The organism is Actinomadura kijaniata NBRC 14229 (genome assembly GCF_001552175.1).
Taxonomy (GTDB): domain Bacteria; phylum Actinomycetota; class Actinomycetes; order Streptosporangiales; family Streptosporangiaceae; genus Spirillospora; species Spirillospora kijaniata.
Window position 1 is genome coordinate 1 of record NZ_BCQR01000067.1, and the last position, 25,341, is coordinate 25,341.

At 74.5% G+C, this 25,341-nt stretch carries 26 protein-coding genes; 13 read left to right on the forward strand and 13 right to left on the reverse strand.

The window, feature by feature from the left end; genetic code table 11:
- Together AKI01S_RS21520 and AKI01S_RS21525 are read left to right on the forward strand one after the other, a co-directional pair.
- The coding region (locus AKI01S_RS21520; protein WP_067820744.1) for a sensor histidine kinase at positions 1-1,063 on the forward strand (1,063 nt) is incomplete at its 5' end.
- Positions 1,064-1,071: 8 nt separating this feature from the next.
- Positions 1,072-1,728 (forward strand): LuxR C-terminal-related transcriptional regulator, encoded by a 657-nt coding sequence (locus tag AKI01S_RS21525; protein WP_067820896.1) that lies wholly within the window; start codon positions 1,072-1,074, stop codon positions 1,726-1,728.
- A 48-nt stretch (positions 1,729-1,776) separates the two neighbouring features.
- Here AKI01S_RS21525 and AKI01S_RS21530 read toward each other — a convergent pair whose 3' ends face one another.
- Complete coding sequence (locus AKI01S_RS21530; protein ID WP_067820747.1) at positions 1,777-2,883, reverse strand: winged helix DNA-binding domain-containing protein; 1,107 nt, start codon at positions 2,881-2,883, stop codon at positions 1,777-1,779.
- Positions 2,873-3,511 (reverse strand): TetR/AcrR family transcriptional regulator, encoded by a 639-nt coding sequence (locus AKI01S_RS21535; RefSeq protein WP_067820899.1) that lies wholly within the window; start codon positions 3,509-3,511, stop codon positions 2,873-2,875. Before AKI01S_RS21535 ends, AKI01S_RS21530 begins: the two co-directional genes overlap by 11 nt.
- A gap of 136 nt (positions 3,512-3,647) precedes the next feature.
- Between AKI01S_RS21535 and AKI01S_RS21540 the strand changes: the two genes are divergently transcribed.
- Genes AKI01S_RS21540 through AKI01S_RS21550 form a run of 3 tightly spaced genes read left to right on the forward strand, consistent with a single transcriptional unit; the run spans position 3,648 to position 6,030 of the window.
- Positions 3,648-4,478, forward strand: coding sequence for a class I SAM-dependent methyltransferase (locus AKI01S_RS21540; RefSeq protein WP_067820751.1), 831 nt, complete (start codon positions 3,648-3,650; stop codon positions 4,476-4,478).
- Positions 4,475-5,428, forward strand: coding sequence for a saccharopine dehydrogenase family protein (locus AKI01S_RS21545; protein WP_067820754.1), 954 nt, complete (start codon positions 4,475-4,477; stop codon positions 5,426-5,428). The genes AKI01S_RS21540 and AKI01S_RS21545 overlap by 4 nt, the downstream gene beginning before the upstream one ends.
- On the forward strand, positions 5,428-6,030 hold the full coding sequence (locus tag AKI01S_RS21550) for a TetR family transcriptional regulator (protein WP_067820757.1): 603 nt from the start codon (positions 5,428-5,430) through the stop codon (positions 6,028-6,030). Before AKI01S_RS21545 ends, AKI01S_RS21550 begins: the two co-directional genes overlap by 1 nt.
- 30 nt (positions 6,031-6,060) lie before the next feature.
- Here the strand turns inward: AKI01S_RS21550 and AKI01S_RS21555 are convergent, their stop codons facing one another.
- The 3 genes from AKI01S_RS21555 to AKI01S_RS21565 form a co-directional block, all read right to left on the reverse strand.
- Positions 6,061-7,173 carry a type III PLP-dependent enzyme domain-containing protein gene (locus AKI01S_RS21555; RefSeq protein WP_067820902.1) on the reverse strand — a complete coding sequence of 371 codons (1,113 nt, stop codon included), beginning with the start codon at positions 7,171-7,173 and terminating at the stop codon, positions 6,061-6,063.
- Positions 7,174-7,273: 100 nt separating this feature from the next.
- A complete protein-coding gene (locus tag AKI01S_RS21560) occupies positions 7,274-7,720 on the reverse strand; it encodes a nitroreductase family deazaflavin-dependent oxidoreductase (RefSeq protein WP_067820760.1) in 447 nt (148 codons plus the stop codon).
- A complete protein-coding gene (locus tag AKI01S_RS21565) occupies positions 7,717-8,139 on the reverse strand; it encodes a DUF6069 family protein (protein ID WP_067820764.1) in 423 nt (140 codons plus the stop codon). The genes AKI01S_RS21560 and AKI01S_RS21565 overlap by 4 nt, the downstream gene beginning before the upstream one ends.
- Positions 8,140-8,252: 113 nt before the next feature.
- Here AKI01S_RS21565 and AKI01S_RS21570 point away from each other — a divergent pair, with 113 nt between their 5' ends.
- Positions 8,253-8,672 carry a MarR family winged helix-turn-helix transcriptional regulator gene (locus AKI01S_RS21570; protein WP_218009764.1) on the forward strand — a complete coding sequence of 140 codons (420 nt, stop codon included), beginning with the start codon at positions 8,253-8,255 and terminating at the stop codon, positions 8,670-8,672.
- Positions 8,673-8,682: 10 nt separating this feature from the next.
- Here the strand turns inward: AKI01S_RS21570 and AKI01S_RS21575 are convergent, their stop codons facing one another.
- The 4 genes from AKI01S_RS21575 to trpS are packed head-to-tail and all read right to left on the reverse strand — an operon-like array spanning position 8,683 to position 11,402.
- Complete coding sequence (locus AKI01S_RS21575; RefSeq protein WP_067820770.1) at positions 8,683-9,465, reverse strand: alpha/beta fold hydrolase; 783 nt, start codon at positions 9,463-9,465, stop codon at positions 8,683-8,685.
- Between the two features lie 14 nt (positions 9,466-9,479).
- A complete protein-coding gene (locus AKI01S_RS21580) occupies positions 9,480-9,962 on the reverse strand; it encodes an SRPBCC family protein (protein WP_067820773.1) in 483 nt (160 codons plus the stop codon).
- Complete coding sequence (locus tag AKI01S_RS21585) at positions 9,959-10,291, reverse strand: ArsR/SmtB family transcription factor (protein ID WP_067820777.1); 333 nt, start codon at positions 10,289-10,291, stop codon at positions 9,959-9,961. The genes AKI01S_RS21580 and AKI01S_RS21585 overlap by 4 nt, the downstream gene beginning before the upstream one ends.
- A gap of 43 nt (positions 10,292-10,334) precedes the next feature.
- Positions 10,335-11,402, reverse strand: coding sequence for a tryptophan--tRNA ligase (gene trpS, locus AKI01S_RS21590; protein ID WP_067820780.1), 1,068 nt, complete (start codon positions 11,400-11,402; stop codon positions 10,335-10,337).
- A 214-nt stretch (positions 11,403-11,616) separates the two neighbouring features.
- Between trpS and AKI01S_RS21595 the strand changes: the two genes are divergently transcribed.
- The 3 genes from AKI01S_RS21595 (at position 11,617) to AKI01S_RS21605 (ending at position 14,124) form a co-directional block, all read left to right on the forward strand.
- Positions 11,617-12,105 carry a MarR family winged helix-turn-helix transcriptional regulator gene (locus AKI01S_RS21595; RefSeq protein WP_067820783.1) on the forward strand — a complete coding sequence of 163 codons (489 nt, stop codon included), beginning with the start codon at positions 11,617-11,619 and terminating at the stop codon, positions 12,103-12,105.
- Positions 12,106-12,180: 75 nt separating this feature from the next.
- The gene (locus tag AKI01S_RS21600; protein ID WP_067820787.1) at positions 12,181-13,629 is read left to right on the forward strand and encodes an MFS transporter; all 1,449 of its coding nucleotides are present in this window, start codon (positions 12,181-12,183) and stop codon (positions 13,627-13,629) included.
- Positions 13,630-13,677: 48 nt separating this feature from the next.
- On the forward strand, positions 13,678-14,124 hold the full coding sequence (locus tag AKI01S_RS21605; protein ID WP_067820905.1) for a pyridoxamine 5'-phosphate oxidase family protein: 447 nt from the start codon (positions 13,678-13,680) through the stop codon (positions 14,122-14,124).
- Between the two features lie 43 nt (positions 14,125-14,167).
- On the opposite strand, the gene AKI01S_RS21610 is transcribed toward AKI01S_RS21605, so the two are convergent.
- Together AKI01S_RS21610 and AKI01S_RS21615 are read right to left on the reverse strand one after the other, a co-directional pair.
- Positions 14,168-15,076, reverse strand: coding sequence for a M56 family metallopeptidase (locus AKI01S_RS21610; protein ID WP_067820792.1), 909 nt, complete (start codon positions 15,074-15,076; stop codon positions 14,168-14,170).
- Between the two features lie 127 nt (positions 15,077-15,203).
- Positions 15,204-15,590, reverse strand: a complete 387-nt coding sequence (locus tag AKI01S_RS21615) for a BlaI/MecI/CopY family transcriptional regulator (RefSeq protein WP_084000008.1) — start codon at positions 15,588-15,590, stop codon at positions 15,204-15,206.
- A 92-nt stretch (positions 15,591-15,682) separates the two neighbouring features.
- Between AKI01S_RS21615 and AKI01S_RS21620 the strand changes: the two genes are divergently transcribed.
- The 4 genes from AKI01S_RS21620 to AKI01S_RS21635 all read left to right on the forward strand — a co-directional run bounded on the left by AKI01S_RS21620 (position 15,683) and on the right by AKI01S_RS21635 (position 19,957).
- Positions 15,683-17,050 (forward strand): cytochrome ubiquinol oxidase subunit I, encoded by a 1,368-nt coding sequence (locus tag AKI01S_RS21620; RefSeq protein WP_067820798.1) that lies wholly within the window; start codon positions 15,683-15,685, stop codon positions 17,048-17,050.
- Positions 17,051-17,156: 106 nt separating this feature from the next.
- Positions 17,157-18,053 carry a cytochrome d ubiquinol oxidase subunit II gene (locus AKI01S_RS21625; RefSeq protein WP_067820801.1) on the forward strand — a complete coding sequence of 299 codons (897 nt, stop codon included), beginning with the start codon at positions 17,157-17,159 and terminating at the stop codon, positions 18,051-18,053.
- 171 nt (positions 18,054-18,224) lie between these two features.
- Positions 18,225-19,175: an ATP-binding cassette domain-containing protein gene (locus tag AKI01S_RS21630; protein WP_067820804.1), complete on the forward strand. Its 951-nt coding sequence runs from the start codon at positions 18,225-18,227 to the stop codon at positions 19,173-19,175.
- Entirely contained in the window at positions 19,172-19,957 is a 786-nt protein-coding gene (locus AKI01S_RS21635; RefSeq protein WP_067820807.1) for an ABC transporter permease, read from the forward strand. Before AKI01S_RS21630 ends, AKI01S_RS21635 begins: the two co-directional genes overlap by 4 nt.
- Here AKI01S_RS21635 and AKI01S_RS21640 read toward each other — a convergent pair.
- On the reverse strand, positions 19,938-23,060 hold the full coding sequence (locus AKI01S_RS21640) for an ATP-binding protein (protein WP_067820811.1): 3,123 nt from the start codon (positions 23,058-23,060) through the stop codon (positions 19,938-19,940). The two genes, AKI01S_RS21635 and AKI01S_RS21640, sit on opposite strands and share 20 nt — an antisense overlap.
- Positions 23,057-25,300, reverse strand: a complete 2,244-nt coding sequence (locus AKI01S_RS21645) for an MMPL family transporter (RefSeq protein WP_169813992.1) — start codon at positions 25,298-25,300, stop codon at positions 23,057-23,059. The genes AKI01S_RS21640 and AKI01S_RS21645 overlap by 4 nt, the downstream gene beginning before the upstream one ends.
- Positions 25,301-25,341 lie beyond the last annotated feature (41 nt).

Below are 25,341 nucleotides of genomic sequence, written 5' to 3' on the forward strand. Positions count from 1 at the left end.
GGTGGCGCTGCGCGGGGCGCGGGCGCTCGGGACGCTGCGGCTGGGCGCGGCGGCGCGGCTGCTGGGCGAGCGGATCGAGCCCGACGCGCGCGGCGGGGCGCGGGCGTTCCTGCACCTGCTGGTGCAACCGCTGGTCACGGCGCTCGGGCTGGCCGCGGTGTACGTCACGTGGCTGTGCGGCGCGGTGCTGCTGACCTACCCGGTGCAGCTCCGGTTCGGCCTGAACGAGATCACCTCGCGGGACGCGTCGGGGGCGCCGCGGCACGGGCTGCACGTCGGGGGGCTGTACTTCGACACTCCCGCGTCGAGCCTGGTGGTGGCGGGTTTCGGGCTGGTGCTGCTGGCGGCGGCGCCGTGGGTGGTGCGCGCGGCCGTGCGGGCGGACCTGGCGGCGGCGCGGGCGCTGCTGGGGGTCCGGGCGGAGGCCGGGCGGATCCGGGACCTGGAGGAGAGCCGGTCGTTCGCGGTGGAGGACACCGCCGCGACGCTGCGCCGCATCGAACGCGACCTGCACGACGGCGCGCAGGTCCGGCTGGTGGCGCTCACCATGCACCTGGCGATGCTGAGGGAGACGCTGCCCGCCGACGCGCCCGAGGCGGTGCGGGACATGGTGGACGCCGCGCACGGCGACGCCCGCGCCGCCATCGCCGAGCTGCGGGAGCTGGTGCGCGGCATCCATCCGCCGACCCTCGACAAGGGCCTGGACGTGGCGCTGGCGACGCTCGCGGCGCGCAGTCCCGTTCCGGCCGAGATCCGCACCGAGCTGCCGGTGCGTCCGGCGGCGGCCATCGAGTCGATCGCCTACTTCTGCGTCGCGGAGCTGCTGGCCAACGCGGGCAAGCACGCCGCCGCGACCCGCGTCCTGATCGAGGCCGAGCAGCCCGGCGGGACGGGGCTGCGGGTGCGCGTCACCGACGACGGCCGGGGCGGCGCGAGGGTCCGGGCGGGGGGCGGGCTCGCGGGGCTGTCGGACCGGGCGCGTACCGTGGACGGCACCGTGCACGTGGACAGCCCGCCGGGAGGACCCACCGTCGTGACCGTCGTTCTTCCCCTCCTCCCGTGAGCGCGCCGCTGCGCGTCGTGCTGGCGGAGGACGCGGTGATCCTGCGCGAGGGGCTCGCGCAGCTGCTGGCGCTGCGCGGGCACCGGGTGGTGGCCGGGGTCGGGGACGCCGACGGGCTGCGGGCGGCGGTGGCCGAGCACCGGCCGGACGTCGCGGTGATCGACGTCCGGATGCCGCCGGCGTTCGTGGACGAGGGGCTGCGGGCGGCGCTGGACCTGCGGCGCTCGCATCCGGAGGTCGGGCTGCTGCTGTTCTCGCAGTACGTGGAGACGCGCTACGCCCGCGACCTGCTCGCCGGGAACGCCGCCGGGGTCGGCTACCTGCTGAAGGAGCGCGTCTCCGACCTGGACGACTTCGTGGACGCGCTGGCCCGGGTGGCGTCCGGCGGCACCGCGCTGGACCCCGAGGTCGTCGCGCACCTGCTCGGCCCGTCCGGGCGCGATCCGGGGCTGGCGGCGCTGACGCCGCGCGAGCGCGAGGTCCTGGGGCTGATGGCCGAGGGCCGCACCAACGCCGCCATCGCCGCCGCCCTCGTGGTGTCCGAGCGGGCGGTGGAGAAGCACGTGGCGAACATCTTCACCAAGCTCGGCCTCGTCCCGACCGGCGCCGACCACCGCCGCGTGCTGGCCGTGCTGCGCCATCTCGAAGGGAGGCGGGGCCGGTGACCTCGCCCGAGGAGCCCGCCGGCCGCGAGGAACGCCTGTCCGCGCGGCTCACGGGCTGAACACGACCTCGCGGGCGGTCGCGTCCGGGTAGGCGTCGGCCAGCAGGCGGGTCGCCTCGGCCTCGATCTCCTCGCGGACGGCGGCGGACACCGGCGCGAACAGCTCGACCCGCAGGGTCGCGGTCCTCCGCTTGGCCTCGGCCTTCCACATGCCGTGGACGAAGCCGTCCACCAGGACCGTCGCTTGGATGATGCCGTTGACGGTGAAGACGCGCCTGCGGTGCTCCTCGGAGATGATCCGGGCGCGGTCGGCGTGGGAGAGGGTCAGGTTGTCGAACTCGGGGACCAGGCGGACCGGGGCGGGCGTGCCCGGGTCGGGGCGCGGGGCGTCGGGCAGGTCGTAGAGGGTGCGGCCGTTCTCGTCGGTGAACGTCACCAGCTTCGGCGCGAGGCGCTCCATCACCTCGCCCAGCCGGGTCACGCCCCACCAGTGCTGGGCGTCCCGCACGGTCGCCGGGCCGAACGCGGCCAGGTAGCGCAGCAGCATCTCCTCGGCCGCGCCCGGCTCGGGGGCGCGGCCGAGCCACTTCTCGACCGTGGTGTGCCGCGCCATGGCGGAGGACCCCCAGACGCCGCGCGGCGTGACCTGCACCAGGTGCAGGCCGCACCGCACGGCGCGCACCAGCATGTCGGGGGCGACGTCCGGCCAGCGCTCGGCGAGGCGTTCGCGCAGCTCCTTGTCGCTGAGCGGCCTCTCCTCCAGCAGGGGACGGGCCGTGGCGGCGACGGCGGCGACGTCGAGCCCGGCGGGCAGCGTGCTCTGCGCCGCGCGGTCCAGCAGGGGCTGGGTGAGGGCGCGCCAGGCGAGCGCGTCGCGGGCGCTGACCAGGTGGACCGTGCCGCGCATGAGGACGGTGCGGACGACGCGGCGTTCGGTCATCAGCGCGCCCAGCTCGCCGAAGTCGAAGTCCGTCAGGCGGCTCCACAGCCCGAGGTAGGGCGGGTTGGGGGCCTGGGACTGCATTCCGGCGAGGTGCTCGATCGCGTCGATGACCGGGAGGTCGTGGCGGCGCAGCAGCATCTGCCGCGCCAGCAGCGCCCGGTTGAGCGCGCGGCGTCCCAGCACCGGTCCGGCGGTGCCCTGTTCAGCCGTCATAGCGCCCCCTCAGTTCGAGCCAGTTGGGAGGGGGGCCGGGGAGCTCCTCCGCTTCTGGCATGTGCAAGGCGTCCAGGATCAAGGTCAGATAGCGGTGTTGCAACCGGTTCATCCGCTCGTCGTCGCCGATGCGGATGGTGTGCAGGTGTTCCAGCAGGACCGAGACGTCGCCGACCTCGATGTCGGGGCGCAGCGCCCCGGCGGCCCTGGTGCGCTCCAGCAGCTCGGTCGTGGCCGCGTGGATCTCCCGGCCCTTGCGGCTCATCTCCTCGGTGACCGGGAAGCTGCCCGCCAGCCGCATGGTCAGCGACCCGGCCCCGATGTCCAGGCAGCGCCGCATGAACCGGGCGAACGCCTCCCACGCGTCCCCCTCCTCGGCGAGGGCGTCCCGGACGACGGACAGGTAGCGGTCCATGCCGTCGTCGGCGAGCCGCTGGAGCAGCTCCTCCTTGCTCTTGTAGCGCCGGTAGAGGGCGCTGATGCCGACGCCCGCGTGCTCGGCGACCGCCGAGATCGGGGCGCCGGGGTCGGCGGTGAACACCGCCCGCGCGGCCTCCTTGATCAGCTCGTCGTTCCGGGCGGCCTGGGCCTTGCGCCCGCTCATGGGCGCCTGCTTCGTGGTCTCCATGTCGCCCATAGTAAGGGAACGAAAAATTCCGTTCTACTGTCGGGGGCCGACTTTTTCGGCCCTTGACGGCGGAAGCCGGATCGGTTCATCATGAACACATGTTCATGAACGTTTGTTCATAGAGAGGACGTCACCGGTGTCCGAGATCGTGAACACCCACCAGGCCGAGGCGTGGAACGGCTACGAGGGTCGCCACTGGGCCGCCCACCACGACCGCTACGACGCCCTGAACGGCGTCTTCAACGACGCGCTGTTCGCCGCCGCCGCGATCGGCCCCCGCGACCGCGTGCTCGACATCGGCTGCGGCAACGGGCAGGTCACCCGGCTCGCCGCCCGCCGCGCCCGCGACGGGCACGCCGTCGGCGTGGACCTGTCGGTCCCGATGCTGGACCGCGCCCGCGCGCTGGCCGCCGGGGAGGGGGTGCGCAACGTGGCGTTCGAGCGGGGCGACGCGCAGACGCACCCGTTCGGGGAGGGCGCGTTCGACGTGGCGGTCAGCCGGTTCGGGGTAATGTTCTTCGCCGACCCCGTCGCCGCGTTCGCCAACGTCGCCCGCGCCCTGCGGCCCGGCGGGCGGCTGGCGTTCCTGTGCATGGAACGGCTGGAGGGCAGCGACCTCGGCGCGTTCTTCGCCACGCTGCTGCGGCGGCTGGACAGCGAGCGGAGCCCCACCGGCGACGACGGGCAGGGCCCCACGTCGCTGGCCGACCCCGGCCGGGTCCGCTCCCTGCTGGAGGCGGCCGGGTTCACCGGCGTCGTCTCCGAGCGCGTCGAGGCCGACCAGTGCCTGGGGCGGGACCTGGCCGACGCGGCGGAGTTCTTCGCCGGGTGGGGCCCGCTCCGCTTCAACTTCGGCGAGGGCGAGACGGTGGTGGCGGCCGTCGCGGAGGGGCTTCGGCCGTTCGCCCGGCCCGACGGGGTCTGGCTGCGGGGCGCCGCCCGCCTGGTCACGGCGGACCGGCCGTGACGGGACGCGTGCTGGTCATCGGCGGTTACGGCGCGGTCGGCCGGGAGGCGGCGACGGCGCTGGCCGGCCGGTTCGCGGTCACCGTGGCGGGCCGCCGCCCGGAGCGGGCCACCCCGGTCCCCGGCGCCACGGCCCTGCGCCTCGACCTCGGCGACGCGTCCGCCCTGGACGCGGCCCTGGACGGCACCGGCACCGTGCTGATGTGCGTCGACCGGGACAACGCGCGCGTCGCCCGCGCCTGCCTGGAACGCGGCGTGCACTACGTGGACGTGACAGCCTCCCACCCGGTCGTCGCCGAGATCGAGGAACTGGGGTCGGCGAGGGCCACCGCGCTGCTGAGCGTCGGCCTGGTCCCCGGCGTGACGAACCTGCTGGCCAGGATGTGCGCCGACACCGGCGCCGACGCGATCGACATCGCCGTGCTGCTCGGCACGGGCGAGCGGCACGGCGCGGCGGCGGTCGCCTGGACGCTCGACGCGGTCGCCGACATCGGCCCGTCCTGGCGGGCGCGGTTCCCGGCTCCCCACGGCACGCGCACGGTGCACCGCTTCCCGTTCTCCGACCAGTACACGCTGCCGCGCACGCTCGGCGTGGCCCGCGCCCGCACCGGCCTGTGCCTGGACTCCCGCGTGCTGACCGCGCTCCTGCCCCGCGCCCGGACCCCGCTGCGCGTCCCCCGCGTCCGCGCGGCCGTCGAGAAGGTCCTCGCCCGCGTGCACACCGGCGGCGACGGGTTCGCGGTCACGGCCACCGGCGGCGGCCGGTCGGTCGCGTTCACCGGCCGCCGCCAGAGCCGCGCCACCGGCCTGGCCGCCGCGCTGGCCGTCGAGCGGCTGCCCGGCCTGCCGCCCGGCGTCCACCACATCGAGCAGGTGATCGACCCGCGCGGGTACCTCGCCGCCCTGGCGGGCTACGGCTTCACGCTGCACGATCACTACGATGCGGGGTGATGTCACCGAGGAGAGCGGCGGCGCTGGGCGACGACGGCCGGAGCCTGCGCGACCACCTGATCACCACCGCCGCCCGTCTGATCGCCGAACGCGGCACGGCGGGCCTGACCGTGCGCGCCATCGCCCGCGAGGCCGGGGTGTCCGACGGAGTGCTGTACAACCACTTCGAGGACAAGGAGGAGCTGCTCGCCCTGGCCCTGCACGCCCACGCGCACACCGTCGCGGCCGCCCTCGGCGACCCGCCCGCCCCCGGCGCGGGCACGGTCGCGGCGAACCTGCGCGCCCATCTCGTCCTCGGCCTGGCCCTGCACGAGGGCATCCTGCCCGCGCTGGCGGGCCTGGTCGGCCAGCCGAAGGTGCTGGCCCGCTTCGCGGGCGCGGAGCACGGCGCCCCGCACTGGCGCGACCGCCTGCACGCCTACCTGACGGCCGAACGCGACCTCGGCCGCCTGTCCCCGTCCGCCGACGTGGAGGCGGCGACGGCGTTCCTGGTGGGCGTCTGCCACGAGGCGGTCCTGACCCAGATCTTCACGGGCGCCCGCCCCGCCCCACCGGACATCGACGCCCTGATCGACACCCTCCTGTCCGGCATCGGCCCCTGACCCCCGGGAACACCACGCCCACCGGCGCGGTCAGTCGGCCAGGTAGTGGAAGGTCGGGGGCGGGCGCATCAGGGGATCGTGGGGGGAGATGTCCCAGGTGTGGGCGCCGGACATCGCGAACGCCACCACGTCGCCCACCGCCACCCGGCCCGCCGGGGCCCGGCGGGCCAGGACGTCCTCGGGTGTGAACAGCTGCCCGACCAGCGTGACCGGCTCGTCCGTCGACGGCCCCGGGCGGCCGCGCGGGATCACCGTGAACGGCTGGTCGCGGCCCTCGACCGCCGGGGCGCGCAGGTGCATGGTGCCGCCGCGCAGCACCGCGTACCAGTCGCCGTGGGCCCGCCGCACGTCCAGCACCTCGGTGACGTACCAGCCCGAGTAGACGCTGAGGGCGCGGCCCGGTTCGACGCGGAAGGTCTCGCCGGGGCGGGCCAGCTCCGCCAGGCCCTTGGCGTAGGCCGGCCAGTCGAACCGGTGGCCGGGGTCGGTGTAGTCGACGGCCATGCCGCCGCCGAAGGTGAACTCGGGGTCCTCGCATCCGGCGGACGCGGCCCAGGGGCGCGTCCGGTCCAGGATCTCCCGCGTCCGGCGGAGCAGGTCCGCGGCGTCCAGGCCGGAGGGCGGGCGGGCGTGGACGCCGCGCAGCCGCAGCCGGGGCGCGTCCGCCAGAACCGTCCGGCACTCCTCCATCGCCTCGAAGTCCATGCCGAATGGCCCCTCGGCGTCGCCGGCGCGCAGCAGCACGTCGGCGTCCCGGTCGAGGGCGGCGAGCCGGCGCAGCTCGTGCGGGCTGTCGATGTGGAGGCGCTCGGCCCCGTGGTCCAGGGCCGCCGCGAGTTCGGCGTCGGTCTTGCCGGGGCCGCCGAACGTCAGCCGCGCGTCGGGCAGGACCGTCCGGACGTGCTCCAGCTCGCCGCCCCAGGAGGTGTGGACGCCATCGGTGAACGGCGCGAGCGCCAGCAGGATCGGTGGTTCGGGGTTGGCCGCGGCCGCGTAGAACAGCTCGGGCGCCCCCGGCTGGTCCAGTGCCGCGCGGACCGCGGCGGCGTGCCCTCGCAGCGCCGCCAGGTCGTAGACGAACGCGGGCAGCGCCGCGTCGGCGGCGAGCTCGGTGGCGCGTTCCCGTACCGCTTCAGTGATCATCGCTTCCCCCCGGACGGAGCCGTCGTGGTGACGCCCCTGCACCAGCAGGATGCCCGTGCCACCCGGCTCCGCGCCCGGTTTCACCGATGCCCACGGCCGGTCAGCCGGGTGCGGGCTCCAGGATCACCAGGGGGATCTCCCGGTCGGTCCCGGCCTGGTACTCGTCGTACAGCGGGAACATCCCGGCCATCGTCCGCCAGAGGGCGGGCTTCTCCTCGGGGGTGGCGACGCGGGCGCGGGCGGGGAGGCGCTCGGCGCCGACCTGGATGGTGACCTCCGGGTGGGCCGTCAGGTTGAGGTACCAGGCGGGGTGGGCGGGCGCGCCGCCGTTGGAGGCGACCAGCAGGTAGCGGTCGCCGTCGCGGCCGTAGATCAGGGCCGTGCGGCGCAGCCTGCCCGAACGGCGTCCCCGCGTGGTGAGCAGCAGCGTCGGCCAGTCCTGGTACAGGTGCCCTTCCGCGCCGTCGGACTCCACGTAGGCGCGGATGTGCTCGGCCACCCAGGCGGTGGGGCTGTCGATGACCTCCTCGTCGGGACGCGGGTTCACCGGCGCGCTCCCGTGGTGCGCAGGAACGCCGGGACGAGGACGGCCCCGACGGCGACGTGGGTGAGCGCCAGGACCGCCTTGGACCCGCCGGTCGCCTCCACGGAGAGCAGCGGCGCGAACGACAGCGCCAGGACCAGCAGGGCGAGGACCGCCCAGACGGTGCCCGCGCGGGAGGTCACGCGTTCCAGGACGGCCAGCAGCGCCCAGCCCAGGAGGGCGGGCAGCAGGGAGAACACCAGGATCTGGGACGCGCCGAGGTCCATGGGCTCCTGGCCGGGCGCGGCGACGACGAGATCGTGGCCGAGCAGCGGTTCGCCGACCGCCCAGACGGCGAGGGAGGCCGCGACGGCCCCGGCCACCGCCAGGGCGCGGGTGCGGAGGCGGCTCGGGACCGGTGGGGGCGCCGTTGTCACGGACATGAGACTCCTTGAGGACGACCATTGTTGAGAAGCTCAAGCTTTTCTGGAGCATAGGCCACTTACTTGAGAACCTCAACATTCGATGTCCTGAAGGACCGCGTATGATCACGGGCATGAGCGCGCGCCCCGACCGGACCACCGAGGAACTGGCCGACCTGGTCTTCCAGGTCGCCGAGCGGCTGCGCGGGGGGTTCCACGCGGCGGCGGCGGAGATGGACCTCCCGCCCGCCCAGGCGCTGCTGCTGATCCAGCTGTCGGAGCCCCACCCGATGCGCGCGCTGGCCGACATGCTGGGCTGCGACGCCTCCAACGTGACCGGCATCGTCGACGGCCTGGAACGGCGCGGCCTGGCGATCCGCCGCCCCTCCCCCGACGACCGCCGCGTCAAGCACGTGGTGCTCACCGAGGAGGGGGAACGGCGGCGGGCCGCGCTGCGGGAGCGCAGCACCGCCGAGGCCGCCGTCCTGTTCGACCTGCCGGACGGGCGGCGGGACCTGCTGAGGGAGCTGCTCGACGAGGTCGCCGCCCGCTGAGCCCCGGCGGTCAGACGAGCGCGGCGACCGCGTCCGGGGCCATCCAGGGGGCGCTGTGGTCGTGGCCGGGCAGCACGCGGTACTCGGCGTTCGCGAGCAGGGCCACCAGCGCCTTCGCTCCCTCGTGGAAGAACGGCGGGGAGTTCTCGCCGGCGACGACGCGGACCGGCGCGTCGACCTTCCAGCGGTCGGCCGGGAGCGGGTGTCCCCCCTGGGTGCCCGCGACGATGCGCCCGTCGTAGGCGAGGGTGTGGGCGTACCCGACCATCCTCGCCCAGGACGGGTCGGCCTTCATCGGCTCCAGGTACTCGGCCGGAACGCCCACCGCGCGCGTCATGAAGTACTCCACGGCCTCGTCGCGGCGGTCCTCGGCGACGAGGCGCTCGACGGTCTCGACGTAGTCGGCGGGGACCGGCGGGCGGCTGTCGTCGATGACGAACGACGGCTCGTACAGGAACAGCCCGGACACCCGCTCCCCCAGGGCGGTCGCGGCGTCGAGGGCGAGCACGCAGCCCGCCGAGCCGCCGACCAGCAGGGCCGGTTCGCCGATCGCGTCGAGCAGGGCGGCCAGGTCCTCGATCTCGCGCTCGGGGGCGTAGGGCTGGGTGTCGCCGCTCTCGCCCCGGCCGCGCCGGTCGTAGTTGTGGACGGTGAACCGCGAGGCCAGCGCGGTGGCGAGGCCGTCCAGGTCGTGCCGGTCGGCGGCGGTCGTGGCGACGATCACGACGGCCGGGCCGGAACCGGTGGTCTCGTAGGCGATGGTCGTGCCGTCGGCGGAGGTGACGGTGCTCATGATGGTTCTCTCCTTCAGGTGAGGTGGGTGGCCAGGCGGTCCAGGGCCTCGGCCAGTCCGGTGTCCATGCCGCTGGGCCCGGCCGTCGCGAAGTGCGCGGCGTCGGCGTAGCGGGTGATGATCGCGAGGTGCGCGCCGCCGTCGCGGGGCTCGATCGCCACGGTGACCCGCACGGCGGTGCCGGGGGCGATCCCGTCCCCGCCCTCGTCGGCGAGGCCGTCGTCGAAGGCCAGCTCGGCGGGGGCGGCGAGGGTCCGGTACACCGCCGTGCAGCGGACCGGCGGCTCGTCACCGGCGTCGGGCACGATGCTGTAGCGCCACCGGCCGCCGGGGCGCACGTCCATCTCGTGCACCTCGGCGCGCCAGCCGTGCGGCCCCCACCAGCGGGCGACCTCGGGGGTGGTCCAGGCGCGCCAGAGGCGTTCGGGCGGGGCGGCGAAGCCGCGCTCCACCACCAGTTCGAACGTCTCGGGGCGGCGTGTGATCACCGTCTTCACGGGGCGTTCCCTTCGTCGTCGGCCAGCAGGGCGTCGAGCCGGTCCAGGCGGTCCTCCCAGATCCGGGCGAACGTGGCGAACCACGCGTCGATCTCCTGGAACGGCTCGGGCCGCAGCCGGTAGATGCGCTGCTGCGCCTGCCGGTGCGCCGTCACGAACCCGGCCTCGCCGAGCACCTTCAGATGCCGTGACACCTGGGGCTGGCCGAGGCCGAGCGCCTCGACGATCCCGTTGACCGGCCGGGGGCCGCCACGCAGCAGCTCCACGATCCGGAACCGGTTGGGCTCGGCGAGGACGCCGAGCAGACCGGGCACGTTGTCCGCGTCCATGCCCCTAGTATGCACCGAGACATATATACGCGTCAATACATATTCACCGGTAGAGCATTCCCATGGCGTCACGCACCTCGGCGAGGGTGCGCTCGGCGACCGCGTTGGCGCGGGCGTTGCCCTCGGCCAGCACGCGCCGCAGTTCGGCCGGGTCGGCGAGGTAGGCCGCGCGGCGCTCCCGGACGGGCCGCAGGAACTCGTTGACCGACTCGGTGACGACGCGCTTGAGCGCCGCCGCGCCGCCGTCGCCGATCTCGGCGGCGACCTCGTGCGGGTCGCGGCCCTGGCAGAGGGCGGCGAGCAGGACGAGGTTGGAGACCTCGGGACGGCGGCCCGGGTCGTAGGCGATGCGCCGTTCCGCGTCGGTCCTCGCGCGCCGCAGGAGCCGGGCCGTCTCGTCCTCGGTCGCCGACAGGGCGAGGGCGTTGCCCCGGCTCTTGCTCATCTTGCCGCCGTCGGTGCCGAGCAGCTTCGGGGCCCGCGACAGCAGCGCGTCGGGAACGGGGAAGACCGGCGCGTGGCGCTCGTTGAAGCGGCGCGCGACGGTGCGGGCGACCTCCTGGTGCGGAAGCTGGTCGCGGCCGACCGGGACGAGGTTGGCCTTGCAGAACAGGATGTCGGCGGCCTGGTGGACCGGGTAGGTGAGCATCAGGCCGCTGACCGACGCCTGCCGGGAGTGGACGATCTCGTCCTTGACGGTGGGGTTGCGGCGCAGCTCGCCGTCGGTGACCAGCGACAGGAACGGCAGGAGCAGCTGGTTGAGGGCGGGCACGGCGCTGTGGGCGAAGACCGTGGCGCGCCCCGGGTCCACGCCGGCCGCCAGGTAGTCGGCGAGCAGGCCGAGGACGTGCTCGGGCAGGTGGTCGGCGACGTCGCGGTCGGTGAGCACCTGGTAGTCGGCGATGACGACGAACAGCTCGACGCCCGCGTCCTGGAGGCGGACGCGGTTGGCGAGCGTCCCGAAGTAGTGGCCGAGGTGGAGCGGGCCGGTGGGGCGGTCGCCGGTGAGGATGCGGAACGCGCCGGGGTCGCGGGCGATGCGCTCCTCGAGGGCGGCGCTGTGCTCGGGCGTTCCGTGGGGCGCGGCGGCGGTGAGGGTCGCGGCGGACATGGGGTCTCCTTCTCGGGTCGGAGGCCGCCGAACGGGGACCCGGCAAGGAGAAGGGCGTCCGTTCGGACGGCCCGGGTGGCGTGCTGGCGGGGTGGCCGTCCCTAGGACGGCCACCAGTCGCGGCACACGACGCGAAGCATGCGCCCATGCTACCGCCGTCCCTTTTGTTTCTTGGCGGATTATCCGCCTGCCAACCGGTTGCTAACCTGGCGGCATGACCTCTCTCGCACCCACGGGCGACACCCGCGACCTGTCGTTCCTGCTCGACCACACCAGCCACGTGCTGCGGACGCGGATGACCGCGGCGCTGGCCGAGATCGGGCTGACCCCCCGGATGCACTGCGTGCTCGTCCACGCCCAGGAGGAGGAGCGCACGCAGATCCAGCTCGCCGAGATCGGCGACATGGACAAGACGACGATGGTCGTGACCATGGACGCCTTGGAGAAGGCGGGCTACGCCGAACGGCGGCCGAGCGCCACCGACCGGCGGGCGCGGATCGTCGTGGTGACCGAGACCGGGGTGAAGATCGCCGAGCGGAGCCAGGAGATCGTGAACCGCGTGCACGGCGAGGCGCTGGAGGCGCTGCCCGAGGACGAGCGGGAGATGCTGCTGCGCGCCCTGAATCGCCTGGTCAGCGGGCATCTCGCCACGCCGGTGGACAGTCCGCGCCCCGCCCGCCGGGCCCGCGAGCGCCAAAGGTAGATCCGATAAATATTGTCCGCAACAGAACTATCTGTTAGCGTCCTTCCTGTTCCCCTTCGAACAGGAAGGACGTCCATGTCTTCCCCCTCCTCTTCCTCCTGGCCGCGGTCCCGCTGGTTCGCGCTGGCGGTGCTCTGCGCCGGATCCCTGATGATCATCCTGGACGGCAGCATCGTCACCGTGGCGCTGCCCGCCATCCAGGCCGACCTGGGCTTCTCCCCCTCCGGGCTGTCCTGGACGGTCAACGCCTACCTGATCGCGTTCGGCGGGCTGCTGCTGCTCGCCGGACGGCTGGGCGACCTGGTCGGACGGCGCCGGATGCTGGTGACGGGGCTGGCGGTGTTCACCGCCGCGTCGGTGCTGTGCGGGGTGGCCTGGGAGCCGTGGGTACTGCTGGCGGCGCGGTTCGCGCAGGGCGTCGGCGGGGCGATGGTCTCGGCGGTCAGCCTCGGCATGATCATCACGCTGTTCACCGAGCCCGGCGAGCGGGCGCGGGCGATCGGCGCGTTCGCGTTCACCGGCGCGGCGGGCGCCTCGGTCGGGCAGGTGCTCGGCGGCGTCCTCACCGACACCCTGGGCTGGAACTGGGTCTTCTACATCAACCTCCCGATCGGCGCGCTGGCGATCGCGTTCGCGCTGGTGACCCTGGAGAACGACCGCGGCCTCGGGCTGCGCCGGGGCGCCGACGCGCTCGGCGCGGTGCTGGTGACGGCGGGCGTGATGGTCGGCGTCTACGCGATCGTCCAGGCCGAGCACGCCGGATGGACCTCGGCCGCCACGCTGACGCTGGGCGCGCTGTCGGTGGCGCTGCTCGCCGCGTTCGTCGTCCGGCAGGCCACCGCCGCCACGCCGCTGCTGCCGCTGCGGGTGCTGCGCTCCCGCAACGTGTGGGGCGCGAACCTCATCCAGATGCTGATGGTCGCCGCGCTGATGTCCTTCCAGATCCTCATCGCGCTCTACATGCAGAACGTCCTGAAGTACGGCGCGAGCGCGACCGGCTCGGCGATGCTCCCGGCGGCGGTGGCGATCGGGGCCGTGTCGCTGGTGGTGTCGGCCCGGCTGATCGCACGGTACGGCGAGCGCACGGTCCTGCTGGCCGGACTGGTGCTGCTGCTGGCGGCGCGGCTGTTGCTGCTGCGGCTGCCGGTGGAGGGGACGTTCCTGGTGGACCTGCTGCCCGCGATGCTGCTGTCCGGCGGCTTCGGGCTGGCGATGCCCGCGCTGACCGGGCTCGGCATGTCGGGGGCGCGGGCCGAGGACGCCGGGGTCGCCTCGGGCCTGTTCAACACCACCCAGCAGATCGGCGGGGCGCTGGGCGTCGCGGCGCTGACGACGGCGGCCGCCGCGCGGACCGAGGCGCTGGGCGGGACCGTCGGGGCGCTGAACTCCGGCTACCGGCTGGGCTTCGGGATCGGCGGGATCCTGCTGGTCGCCGCGCTCGTCCTGACCGTGGCCGTCCTGCGCACCCCCCGGCCCGCGCGGCGCGGGACCGAGACCGCCGAGGCCCCGGTCCTCGCCGCCTGACCACCCACCACACCGATGACCACCCACCGCACCGAGAAGGATCACGAGATGAGCGAGAACGAGTCCGGCCCCGCCCCGCGCGCCCTCACCGAGGACGAGCTGGTGAAGATCCTGGGTGAGCAGCAGTTCGGCACCCTGGCCACCGTGAAGAAGAGCGGGCATCCGCACCTGGCCACCGTGCTGTACCGGTGGGACCCGGCCGAACGGGTCGTGCGGATCTCCACCCTGGAGGACCGGATCAAGACGCGGCACCTGCGCCGCGACCCGCGCGTGGCGCTGCACATCAACGGCGGGAACGTGTGGTCGTTCGCGGTGGTGGAGGGCGACGCCGAGGTGTCGGCGGAGGCGGCCGAGCTGGTGGCCTTCGCGGGCGGGTTCGAGGATCCGGCCGAGGAGCGCGCCCATCTGGAGCGGATGGCCGCGGAACGGCGGGTCGTCATCCGGATCACGGCGGACCGGCTGTACGGAACGGCCCTGGACATTCCGGGGGAATGACCAGGGCCGGGAGAGCGTGGAGGGGTCGTCCGGTGCGGGACGCTCAGTGCGGGATGACGTACAGCCACAGCGGCAGCAGCGCCAGGACCGGGATCGCGGCGGTCGCGGCGATCCGGGTCCGGCGCGGCACCGGCTGCGGCTTGAGCAGGCGGTTCACCCGGGCGATCACCGGGATGTCGTCGGCGGTCGCGACGCCCAGCGTCCCCGACGGGGCCGGGCCGGGGCGGGCGGCGGCGAACCGCAGCAGCGCCGTGGCCAGCTCCTTCGGCTCCCGGTGGCGCCGGGCCCGGTCGTCGGCGGCCATCTCGATCAGCAGCTCGACGGCGTCCAGGCAGCGGCCCACCAGGTGGATCTGCGGGAACACCTGGCGCAGCGACGCGAACGGCAGCAGCACCAGGTCGTGGCGCTCGCGGGCGTGGGCGCGCTCGTGGGCGAGCACGGCGGCCAGCTCGTCGGGGTCGAGCAGCTCCAGCGTCCCGGCGCTGACGACCACCTTCGACGAGCGCACCCCCGGAACGCAGTACGCCGCCGCGCCCGGGTGGTCCAGGACCAGGGTGCCGGGGGCGGCGGAGTCGCTGCGGGAGACGAGCGCGAGCAGGGCGCGGTGGCGGCGGCGGGCGCGGACGACGCGGACGATCGCGTACATCAGCATCACGACCAGCACCATCGTCAGGCCGACGCCGCCCAGCAGCGACGCCAGATGGACCGCGTCGAGCCGTCCGGCCTGGTCGGCGAGCATGCCGGGCATGCCGTGCACGATGCCCTTCTGGTAGGGCAGCAGCGCCGCGCCCAGCAGCGCGCCGATGGTGGCCGTCCCCCAGCCCAGCCCGAGGGCCTGCCACAACGCGATGCCCAGCCGCGGGGCCTGCCACGGCCAACGGGCCTTCGACAGCAGGTGCGCCCCACCGACGGTGCCGAGCGCGATCAACGCGAGCAGGGCGGTCCCGGTCATGGCGCCGCCTGGCCCGGGCTGAGGAGTGTCAGGATCGGAAGCTCGTGAGCGATCTTGTCAGCGACGAGGGAGGGCCCGGCGTCACAGCGCCGGGACCCGTCGTGCCGGAGGCGCGACGATGAGAAGGTCATGCCGGTGGCTCCTTCCCCGCGAGGAGGTCGGCCAGGGCCTGGCGGATGACGGCGGCCTCGTCCTGCGACACCGAGCGCACGAAGTGGGCCAGCGCCGCGTCGCGGTCGCCGGTCTCGTTCAGCGCGCCGAGCATCAGTTCGGCGACGTAGCCCTCGCGGCTGGCGACCGGGAGGTAGCGCCAGGCGCGGCCGTCGCGCTCGCGGGCCAGGAAGCCCTTCTTGGCGAGACGGTCGAGCACCGTCATGACGGTGGTGTGCGCGAGGTCACGCTCGCTGGCCAGCGCACGGCTGACGTCGCGGGCGGTCGCGGCCCCCTGACCGGCGTCCTCCCGCGCCCAGAGGACCTCCATGACGGTGCGTTCAAGCTCTCCCAGACCCTTCACGCCTGCCAGGGTAGTCGACTGAGACCGACATCACCACGCGAGGTAGTACTACCCACTCAAGTACTACAGCTTGTAGTACTACTCTTCGTCGTATGAGCTTCCTCCCGCTCGCGGCGGACGCCGTCGCCGGGGCCGCCACCCCCGCCGACTTCATGGCGGCCCGGCAGCAGATGGCGTTCACCCTCGGCTTCCACATCATCCTGGCCTCCATCGGGATCGGCCTTCCGGCGATCACGCTGCTCGCCGAGTGGCGCTCGCTGCGCACCGGCGACACCGTCTACGCCGAGCTCGCCCGGCGCTGGATGAAGGCGGCGGGCGTGCTGTTCGCGGTCGGCGCGGTGTCGGGCACCGTGCTGTCGTTCGAGATGGGCACGTTGTGGCCCGGCTTCATGGACAAGTACGGGCAGGTCTTCGGCGCGGCGTTCGCGCTGGAGGGGATCGCCTTCTTCATCGAGGCGATCTTCATGGGGATCTACCTGTACGGCTGGGACCGGCTGTCGCCGAAGGCGCACTTCGTCACCGGCATCCCGGTCGTGATCGCCGGACTGCTGTCGGCGTCGTTCGTGGTGACGGTCAACTCGTGGATGAACCAGCCGCGCGGCTTCAAGCTGGTCGACGGCCGGGTCACCGACGTCGACCCGCTGGCCGCCATGTTCAACCCGGCCACCCCGGTGCAGGCGATGCACCTGATCCTGGCCTCGCTGATGGTCTGCGGCTTCCTGGTCGCCTCGGTGTACGCGGTGGCGCTGCTGCGCGACCGCCGGGCGGGCCGGGTCGACCGGTACAACCGGCTGGGCTTCGCGGTCCCGTTCTCGCTGGGCGCGGCGTGCGCGCCGCTCCAGGTGCTCGTCGGCGACTGGGCCTCCCGGTTCGTCGCCGACAACCAGCCCGCCAAGTTCGCGGCCATGGAGGGCATCGAGCACACCCAGGCCGGGGTGCCGTTCAGGTTCGCGGTGTTCGAGATCCCGAACGCGCTGTCGCTGATGCTGAAGTTCGACGCGCACGCGACGCTGCGCGGCATGGACGCGATCCCGGCCGACCAGCGGCCGCCCGCCGAGGTCGTGAAGATCGCGTTCGAGGTGATGATCGTGGCGGGCATGTTCCTGCTCGCGCTGGCGGCCTGGTGGGCGTTCAGCTGGTGGCGGGCGCGGCGCGGCGCGGCCGACCTGCCATGGCGGGGCTGGTTCCTGCGCGCCGCGACGGTCGCGGGCGTCGCCGCCGCCGTCGCCATGGAGGCGGGCTGGACCGTCACCGAGGTCGGCCGCCAGCCCTGGATCGTCTACGGCGTCATGCGCACCGAGGAGGCCGTCAACCCCAACCCCGGCCTGCGCTTCGGCCTCTACGTCGTGCTGGTCGTCTACGCGGTCCTGGCGGCCGCGACGGTCAGCGTCCTGCGGCGGATGCGCCGCCGCCCCGGATCCCCCTCCCCCCTCGCCGAACCGGAGAAGGTGGGGACATGAGCTCGCTGGAAGGGCGCGGCGTCGTCTGGACTGAGGAGCGCCGGGAGCGAAGCGACGAGGGAAGACGGCGCCTTGGGGCGCCCTGGAAGAGAGCGAAAGACACAGCATGAGCTACCCGGACGTCGCACTCGGCCTGATCCTGCTCGGCCTGTCGGCCTACCTGCTGTTCGGCGGCGCGGACTTCGGCGCCGGCCTGTGGCACCTGGTCTCGCGCCGCCGCTCCGACCAGCGGGTCATCGAGCACGCGATGGGCCCGCTGTGGGAGGCCAACCACGTCTGGCTGATCTTCGTGATGGTGATGACGTGGACGGCGTTCCCCCCGGTGTTCGCCGACATCATGTCCGCCCACTGGGTGCCGCTGTCGCTGGCGGCCCTCGGGATCGTGGCGCGCGGCAGCACGTTCGTGTTCGCCAAGGCCGCCCCCGACCAGCCCTGGCACGCCCCGATCTTCGGGATCTCCTCGGTCCTGACCCCGTACTGCTTCGGCGCGGTGGCGACCGTCGTCGCCACCGGCGGCGGCACCTGGCTGAGCCCGGCGGGCCTGTACGGGGGCCTGCTCACCACGGCCCTGTGCGCCTACCTGGCGGCGGTCTACCTGATCTGGGACGCCCGCCGGCTGGGCGACGCCGAGGTGATCCTGCGCTTCCGCGGCTACGCGATGATGTCGGGCGTGGCGACGGGCCTGCTGGCCCTGCCGGGCGCGGTGACGTTCGGCGTGCACTCCCCGCTGATGGCGCTGTCGGCCGCGGCGGGCCTGGCCTCGCTGTTCCTGGTCCACCACCAGCGCCTGCTGGCCGTGCGCGTGACCGGGGCCCTGGCGGTGGTGACGGTCCTGTGGGGCGCGGCCGGGATGGCGGGCCTGGACCTGGACCGGCACGCCGCCCACGACGCCGTCCTCCAGGTGGTCTTCGCGGCCCTGGGCGTCGGCGCGCTGATCCTGGTCCCCTCGATGGTGTGGCTGTTCGTCCTGTTCCAGCGGGGCCCGAGCCGCACCGCCTCCTGAACCCGCGGCGCGCCGGGCCGCTCACGGTCGGCAGCCAACCGGCCCGGCGCGCCGCACCCTCCTGAAACCGCGTGAAACCGCGCGAAACCGCCGTGAAGCCGGGGTGAAGCCGGACGGCCGGACCCTTGGGACGCGCGGCCGGACCGGTCGCGCGTCATCAGGAGGGGAACGATGAGCGAAGCCAGTCCTCCGGCCGTCGCCGTCACCGGATTGCGGAAGTCCTACGGGGACCATGTGGTGCTCGACGGGATCGACCTGCGGGTGCCGGCGGGGTCGGTCTTCTCGTTGCTCGGGCCGAACGGCGCCGGGAAGACCACGGTGGTGCGGATCCTGTCCACGCTGGTCCCCGCCGACGGCGGAGAGGCCCGCGTCGCCGGGCACGACGTGGCGCGGCACCCCGAGCGGGTGCGGAAGGAGATCGGGGTCACCGGCCAGTTCGCCGCCCTCGACAACGCGCTGACCGGGGAGGAGAACCTGCGGCTGATGGCCGACCTCCACCGGCTCGGCAAACGGGCCGGGCGGGCGCGGGTCGCCGAGCTGCTGGACCGGTTCGACCTGGTCGAGGCCGCCCGCAAGCCCGCCCTCGCCTACTCGGGCGGGATGCGGCGGCGGCTCGACATCGCCATGGGGCTGGTCGGGTCGCCGGGCATCCTGTTCCTCGACGAGCCGACGACGGGGTTGGACCCGCGCGGCCGGCGGGCCATGTGGGAGATCGTCCGGGAACTCGTCGGGAACGGCGTCACCGTCCTGCTCACCACCCAGTACCTGGAGGAGGCCGACCAGCTCGCCGACCGGATCGCGCTGCTGGACGGGGGAGGGATCGTCGCCGAGGGGACCCCCGGGGAGCTCAAGCGGCGGGTGCCCGGGGCGCACGTCCGGCTGCGGTTCGCCGAGCCGCGCGCGTACGCGGCGGCGGCGCGGATGTTCGAGGCCGCCGGGCGCAACGACGAGGCGCTGACGCTGCGCGTGCCCGGCGACGGCGGGGTCGCCTCGCTGCGGCTGCTGCTGAACGCGCTCGAGGCCGAGTCGCTCGACGTCGCCGACCTGTCGGTGCACACGCCCGACCTCGACGACGTCTTCCTCGCCCTCACCGGGCGGCGCCGGAAGGAGGCCGTGCGATGAGCGTGGGGTACGCCGTCCAGGACACCTCGACGATGCTCCGCCGCCGGATGAGGCACCTGCTGCGGTACCCGTCGATCACGTTGATGCTCGCGGGCCTGCCCGTGGTGTTCCTGCTGCTGTTCGTCTACGTCTTCGGCGAGACGCTCGGCGCGGGGCTCGGGGGGACGTCGGGAGGCCGCGCCCGGTACATCGCCTATGTCACGCCCGGCGTCATCCTGCTGGCCATCGGCGGGTCGGCCACCGGGACGTCCGTCTCCGTGGCCATGGACATGATCCAGGGGTTCGTCGCGCGGTACCGGACGATGGCCGTCTTCCAGCCCGCGCTGCTGACCTCGCACGTCGTCGGGAGCGTGGTCCAGTCGCTGATCAGCGTGGTCGTCGTGGTGGTCGTCGCGGTGGCGATCGGGTTCCGGTCGCACGCCACCGTCGTGGAGTGGCTGGCGGCGGCGGGGCTGGTGACGTTGACCTCGTTGGCGGTGACCTGGCTGGCCGTGGGGCTCGGGGTGAAGGCCAGGACCGTGGAGGGGGCCAGCAACACGCCCATGCCGCTGACCATGCTGCCGTTCCTGGGCAGCGGGTTCGTGCCCACCGACTCGATGCCGACGGCGCTGCGGTGGTTCGCCGAGTACCAGCCGTTCACGCCGATCACCGAGACGCTGCGCGGGCTGCTGCTCGGCACCGCGATCGGGAACCAGGGGTGGATCGCCGTCGCCTGGTGCGCCGGGACCAGCCTGGTGTGCTTCTTCTGGGCGCGGCGGCTGTTCAACCGCCGTACCGTCTGAGCGCGTCGAGCGCGGCGGACGGCAGTTCGTCGCGGGGCAGCCCGGCGTACTCCGCCCGCGCGGCGGCGTACGCCGGGCGGTCGGCCTCCCCGGCGACGCGGCGGGCCGTCTCGGCGGCCAGGAACGGGTGGTAGCTGCGCGTGTGGCCGAAGCGCTCCGACAGCGCCACCAGCCGCGTCCCCGGGGCGCGCTCGCCGCGCACCAGGTCCACCAGGCCGAGGGCGAGCAGGGCGGTGCCGCACATCCGCGACTCCACCAGGTAGGAGGGCGGGGCGGGCAGCGGGTGGGCGAGCACGTCGCCCAGATCGCCCGGCAGCCGTTCCAGGAGGTCGGCGACCAGGTCGAGCCGGTCGTGCAGGGCGTGCGCCATCACGGCGGCCGACCGGGTCTCCAGCGTCCAGGGCTCCGACTCCCGCGGCCCGTCGCCGTAGGCCGGGTCGCGGTCGCCCCGCCACCCGGCGACGGCGTCGCGCCACAGCCGCAGGCCCTCCTCGACCCGGCCGCGCGCCAGCGCGATGTCCGCGCGGACCGTCAGCACCACCGGGACCGCGCCCATCGTCTCCCCGGGCACGTGCGTGATCAGCGCCAGGCGGCGTTCGGCCTCGTCGAGGTCGCCGCGCAGCAGGGCCGCCACCACCAGCCCGAGCGACAGTCCCTCCATGAAGGGCCGCGGGCGCGTCTCCCGCGCCGCCAGCAGGGCGCCGGTCATGTGCCGTTCGGCGCGTTCGCCGTCGGCGACGGCCATGGCCAGCTCGCCGACCCTCGCGTGGGCGAGGAACAGCGTCCCCCGGTGACCGGTCTCCTCGAACGCCGCCAGCGCCCGTTCGGCCGCCGCCAGCGCAAGGTCCATGTCCCCCTGGTGCTCGTGGACGTAGCTGAGAGCGGTCTCGGCCGCTCCGGCCAGCGGCGGATCCCCGCCGTCGCACAGCCGCCGCACCGTCGCGGGGTCCCGCCCCACCAGCTCGGGCAGGGCGCGCAGCACGGTCGTCAGGGTGCGGCCCGGCGTGCCGGACGGGGCGTCGGGCAGGCGGCGCAGCGCGGCCAGCGAACGCAGCTCGCGCGGCCCCTGCATGAACGCGTTCAGCGCGCACAGGCACAGCGCCGTCCGCGTCACGTCGACGTACTCCGGCGCGGGCCGCCGCAGGGACAGCAGCCGGACCGGGTCCCGCGTCAGTCCCGCCACGCGCGGGTAGTTCGCCTCGACCATCCACAGGCCGCCGAGCAGCGCCACGGCGGCGGCGGTGGTCGCGGCGTCGCCGCGGTCGAGGGCGTGCCGCAGCGCCCGCGCCAGGTTGTCCTGCTCGACGCGGAGCCGTTCCACGAACGCCTCGGGCACCTCCGCCCCGAACAGCGTCTCGTGGTGCGCCACACCGAACCCGCGCGCCCACCGCAGGAAGCCGTCCACCGCGCGCCCGGTCTCCCCGGCCTCCGCGCGGCGGCCGGCGCTGAACTCCCGGACCGTCTCCAGCATCCGGAACCGCACGCCCGACGGCGTGTCGGCGACCTTCAGCAACGACTGCCCGACCAGGTGCTCCAGCGTCTCCCAGGCCTCCCCGCCGAGCACCGTCTCGGCCGCCTCGGCCGTGAACCCGCCCGGGAACACCGACAGCGCCCGCATCGCGGCCCGCCCGTCGGCGTCCAGGAGGTTCCAGCTCCAGTCCACGACGGCGCGCAGCGTGCGGTGGCGGTGCGGGGCGTCGCGCGGCCCGCCGCGCAGCAGCGCGAAGCGGTCCGCCAGACGGCGGCCGATCTCCGCCACCGGCATGACCCGGACCCGCGCGGCGGCCAGCTCCACCGCCAGGGGCAGGCCGTCCAGGCGGCGGCACAGCGCGGCCACCTCGTCCGGGGGCAACCGGGCGTCCGGCCGCACCGCCCGCGCGCGCTGCGCGAACAGCTCGACCGCCGTGTCCAGCCGCAGCTCCGGCAGCGGGTACACCACCTCCGACGACAGGCCCAGCGGGGCGCGGCCGGTGGTGAGGACGCGCAGCTCCCGGGTGGCGGCCACCAGCGCGCCGACCAGGTCGGCCACGCCGTCCAGGAGGTGTTCGCAGTTGTCCAGCACCAGCAGCGCCGGGCCGGGGCCGAGGGCGCGGACGATGTCGTTCAGCAGGGCCGGGCGGCTCTTCGGCACGGCCCACAGGTCGCCGGTGCCGAGCGCGGCGGCGACCTCGGCGGTCACGTCGGCGTCCGCGCCGATCCCGGCCAGCGGCACCAGATGGACGATCCTCTGCTCGGCGCGGCGCGCCACCGCCTGCGCCAGCCGGGTCTTGCCGAGGCCGCCCGGCCCGACGACCGACACGACGCGGGAGGAGCGCAGCAGCCCGGCGACGGCGGCCAGGTCGTCGTCGCGGCCGAGCAGGGGGTTGGGCTCGTGCGGGACGCCGCGCCGCACGGCCGGTTCGGTCTCCCGCAGGAGCCGCTGGTGAACGGCCCGCAACGCGGGCCCCGGATCGGTCCCGAGGGTGTCGCGCAGCTCCCGCCGGTACTTCTCGTAGCGCGTCAGCGCCGCCGCCGGCCCGGCCGTCGCCGCCTCGCAGCGCAGCAGTTCGGCGAGGACCTCATCGTCGGGGTCCAGGGCGGCCAGGGTCTCGACGGCCTCGGCGTGCCGGTCCAGCCGCGCCAGCGCCAGCCCCCGGGACCGCCGCAGCGCGCGCAGGGAGCCGCGCCGTTCCGCGCGCAGCTCCCCCACCGGGCCGTCGCCGTCGTCCTCGGGGGCGCCCTCCCACAGCGCCAGCCCCGCCTCGGCCTCCGCGAGCGCGCCCGCGTGGTCGCCGGAACGGGCGCGCCGCGCGGCCTCCGCCGCGTGCAGCAGCACCGCCGAGGCGTCCACCCGCGTCTCGTCGAGGGCCAGTCGGTAACCGGTCGGCGTGCCGGCGATCACGTCGGGGCCGAGCCGGGAACGCGTCCGCGCCACCACGACCTGGAGCGCCTTCGCCGGGTGCGCGGGCCGCCCGCCGGGCCACAGCCCCTCCACCAGGCGTGCCGCCGAGCAGCCCGCCCGCAGGTCGGCGGCCAGCAGCGCGAGCAGCGCGCGGGGGCGTTCCCCGGGGACCTCCCGCCCCCGGTGGGCCACGCGCGACAGCAGGGTCAGCTCGACGCTCACCCGGAAAGCGTAGACACCAGCGGACGTTCGGCGCGTTCCCCGTCCACAGCCGCCGGGACGGGCCGTCTCCGTCCGGGCCACCACCAGTTCGCGTGGCCGAGCAGGCTCATCAGCGCCGGGACCAGCACCAGCCGCACGATCGTCGCGTCCACCGCGACCGCGACGGCCAGGCCGAGCGCCATCATCTTCACCGTCGGGTCCGGCTGCGGCACGAAGCTGGCGAACACGAAGATCATGATCAGCGCGGCCGAGGTGATCAGCCGGGCGGTCGCGCCGATCCCGGTGACCACGCTGCCGTGCGGGTCGCCGGTCCGCTCGTACTCCTCCCGGATCCGCGACAGCAGGAACACCTCGTAGTCCATCGACAGCCCGAAGACCAGCGCGAACATGAACAGCGGCACGAACGACATGATCGGGACCGGCTGGTCCAGGCCCAGCGGCCCGACGCCCCAGCCCCACTGGAACACGGCCGTCACCACGCCGAACGACGCCCCGATCGACAGCAGGTTCATCAGCGCGGCCTTGACCGGCACCAGGATCGACCGGAACGCGACCACCAGCAGGAGCAGCGCGACCACGACCACCGCGACCACGACCGTGAGCATCCGGGCCCCGACCGTGTCGGCCATGTCGATGATCGCCGGGTTCTCGCCGCCCAGGTGGACGGCCGCGCCGGGGTGCGCGCGGGCGGCGGCGGGCAGCGCGCCCGCGCGCAGCCGGTGGACCAGGTCGGTGGTCGCCTTCTCGTGCGGCGCGGTCTCGGGGACCACCTGGAGCGTCGCGGCCTTCCCGGCGACGACGGGCTCGCCGGTGAACGCCACCCCCGGCGTCTCGGCGATCCGCTGCCGGAGGTCCTGCATCAGCAGCGCCGCCCGGCGGTCGGGCTTCCGCGTCAGGTCGGGGGCGCCCTTGGGCAGCTTGAACGCGGGCGCGCCCGCCTTCTTCGCGGGTTCCGGCTCGGGGCCGGGGATCCGCGCCACGACCAGGAACGGGCTGTAGTGCCCCGGCCCGAACTCCCGGGCCACCGCCTCGTACGCCTGCCGCGCCTCCATCTTCGGCGAGGCGATCGAGTCGGCCATCACCCCGGACCGCAGGCTCAGCGTCGGCACCGCCATGACCAGCAGCACCAGCGTCCCGACGATCGCGTACGGCCAGGCGTGGCGGTCCACGTGCCGTCCCCAGCGCGTCCAGCGCTCGGCGGACCGGTCGGGTTGCGCGCGCGGCAGCCGGTAGCGGTCGATGCGCGTTCCGATCGCCCCGAGGATCGCGGGCAGCAGCGTGAGCGCGGCCAGCACCATCAGCGCGACCGCCGCCGCCGACGCCAGCCCGATCCGCCCGATGAACGCGATCCCGGACAGGAACAGCCCGCAGATCGCGAACACGACCGTCCCCCCGGCGAACACCACCGCGTGCCCCGCGTGCGCCATCGCGCGGCCCACGGCGGTCTCCACGTCGTCGCCGTCGGCGAGCTGCTGCCGGTGCCGGGTGACGACGAACAGCGCGTAGTCGATGCCCGCGCCGATCCCCAGCATCGCCGCCACCATCGGCGCGGTCGGATGGATCTCGGCCAGCCCCGCCGCGTAGTGGATCAGCGAGTAGGCGACGGCCATCCCGCACAGCGACACCAGGATCGGGACCCCGGCGGCCAGGTAGGACCCGAACGCCAGCAGCAGCACCACGAGCGCCAGCGCGATCCCGACGGCCTCCTGCGGGCCGCCCTTCGGCTGGTTGAGGATCATCGCGACGATGCCGCCGAACCGCACGTCCAGCCCGGCCATCCGCGCGGGCTCCACGGCCGCGTCGAGCCGGTCCAGGTCGGCGGCCGTGATGTCGCCCATCGTGCCCTCGAAGGCGACGCGGACGGCGACGGCGCGGTGGCTCCTCATCCCGCCCATGCCCTGGACGTAGGGGTTCTCGGCGAAGGCGACCCGGTCCAGCCGCGTGATGTCGCCGATGGCCCGGTCCACGACCAGCGCGACCCGCCAGTCGGCCGGCGTCACGTTCCCGCGCGCGGCGAACACCACGGTCGCCGTCGGCCCCGCCATCGACGGGAACTCGCGTTCCATCAGGTCGATGGCCCGCTGCGTCTCGGTGCCGGGCAGCGTGCTCTGCTGCACGAACATGCCGCCGCCCGCGACGCCGAGCGCGACCGCCCCGGCGATCAGCAGCGCCCACAGCCCGAACACGGTCCGACGGCGGCGCACGCACCAGCGGCCCAGCCGTTCCAGCAGTCGCGCCATGATCGAAGTACACCGCGCCCGGTGCATTTTTGCAATAGATG

Bases quoted from the DNA above. Each gene is read 5' to 3' on its own strand.
- trpS (WP_067820780.1), bottom strand. From the start codon at position 11,402: ATGTCCGCCGCGACCCTCACCGCCGCCGCGCCCCACGGAACGCCCGAG.
- AKI01S_RS21550 (WP_067820757.1), top strand. From the start codon at position 5,428: ATGTCACCGAGGAGAGCGGCGGCGCTGGGCGACGACGGCCGGAGCCTG.
- AKI01S_RS21645 (WP_169813992.1), bottom strand. From the start codon at position 25,300: ATGGCGCGACTGCTGGAACGGCTGGGCCGCTGGTGCGTGCGCCGCCGT.
- AKI01S_RS21605 (WP_067820905.1), top strand. From the start codon at position 13,678: ATGAGCGAGAACGAGTCCGGCCCCGCCCCGCGCGCCCTCACCGAGGAC.
- AKI01S_RS21530 (WP_067820747.1), bottom strand. From the start codon at position 2,883: ATGACGGCTGAACAGGGCACCGCCGGACCGGTGCTGGGACGCCGCGCG.
- AKI01S_RS21535 (WP_067820899.1), bottom strand. From the start codon at position 3,511: ATGGAGACCACGAAGCAGGCGCCCATGAGCGGGCGCAAGGCCCAGGCC.
- AKI01S_RS21600 (WP_067820787.1), top strand. From the start codon at position 12,181: ATGTCTTCCCCCTCCTCTTCCTCCTGGCCGCGGTCCCGCTGGTTCGCG.
- AKI01S_RS21625 (WP_067820801.1), top strand. From the start codon at position 17,157: ATGAGCTACCCGGACGTCGCACTCGGCCTGATCCTGCTCGGCCTGTCG.
- AKI01S_RS21635 (WP_067820807.1), top strand. From the start codon at position 19,172: ATGAGCGTGGGGTACGCCGTCCAGGACACCTCGACGATGCTCCGCCGC.
- AKI01S_RS21630 (WP_067820804.1), top strand. From the start codon at position 18,225: ATGAGCGAAGCCAGTCCTCCGGCCGTCGCCGTCACCGGATTGCGGAAG.
- AKI01S_RS21595 (WP_067820783.1), top strand. From the start codon at position 11,617: ATGACCTCTCTCGCACCCACGGGCGACACCCGCGACCTGTCGTTCCTG.
- AKI01S_RS21585 (WP_067820777.1), bottom strand. From the start codon at position 10,291: ATGGACGCGGACAACGTGCCCGGTCTGCTCGGCGTCCTCGCCGAGCCC.
- AKI01S_RS21610 (WP_067820792.1), bottom strand. From the start codon at position 15,076: ATGACCGGGACCGCCCTGCTCGCGTTGATCGCGCTCGGCACCGTCGGT.
- AKI01S_RS21555 (WP_067820902.1), bottom strand. From the start codon at position 7,173: ATGATCACTGAAGCGGTACGGGAACGCGCCACCGAGCTCGCCGCCGAC.
- AKI01S_RS21575 (WP_067820770.1), bottom strand. From the start codon at position 9,465: ATGAGCACCGTCACCTCCGCCGACGGCACGACCATCGCCTACGAGACC.
- AKI01S_RS21565 (WP_067820764.1), bottom strand. From the start codon at position 8,139: ATGTCCGTGACAACGGCGCCCCCACCGGTCCCGAGCCGCCTCCGCACC.
- AKI01S_RS21570 (WP_218009764.1), top strand. From the start codon at position 8,253: ATGAGCGCGCGCCCCGACCGGACCACCGAGGAACTGGCCGACCTGGTC.
- AKI01S_RS21620 (WP_067820798.1), top strand. From the start codon at position 15,683: ATGAGCTTCCTCCCGCTCGCGGCGGACGCCGTCGCCGGGGCCGCCACC.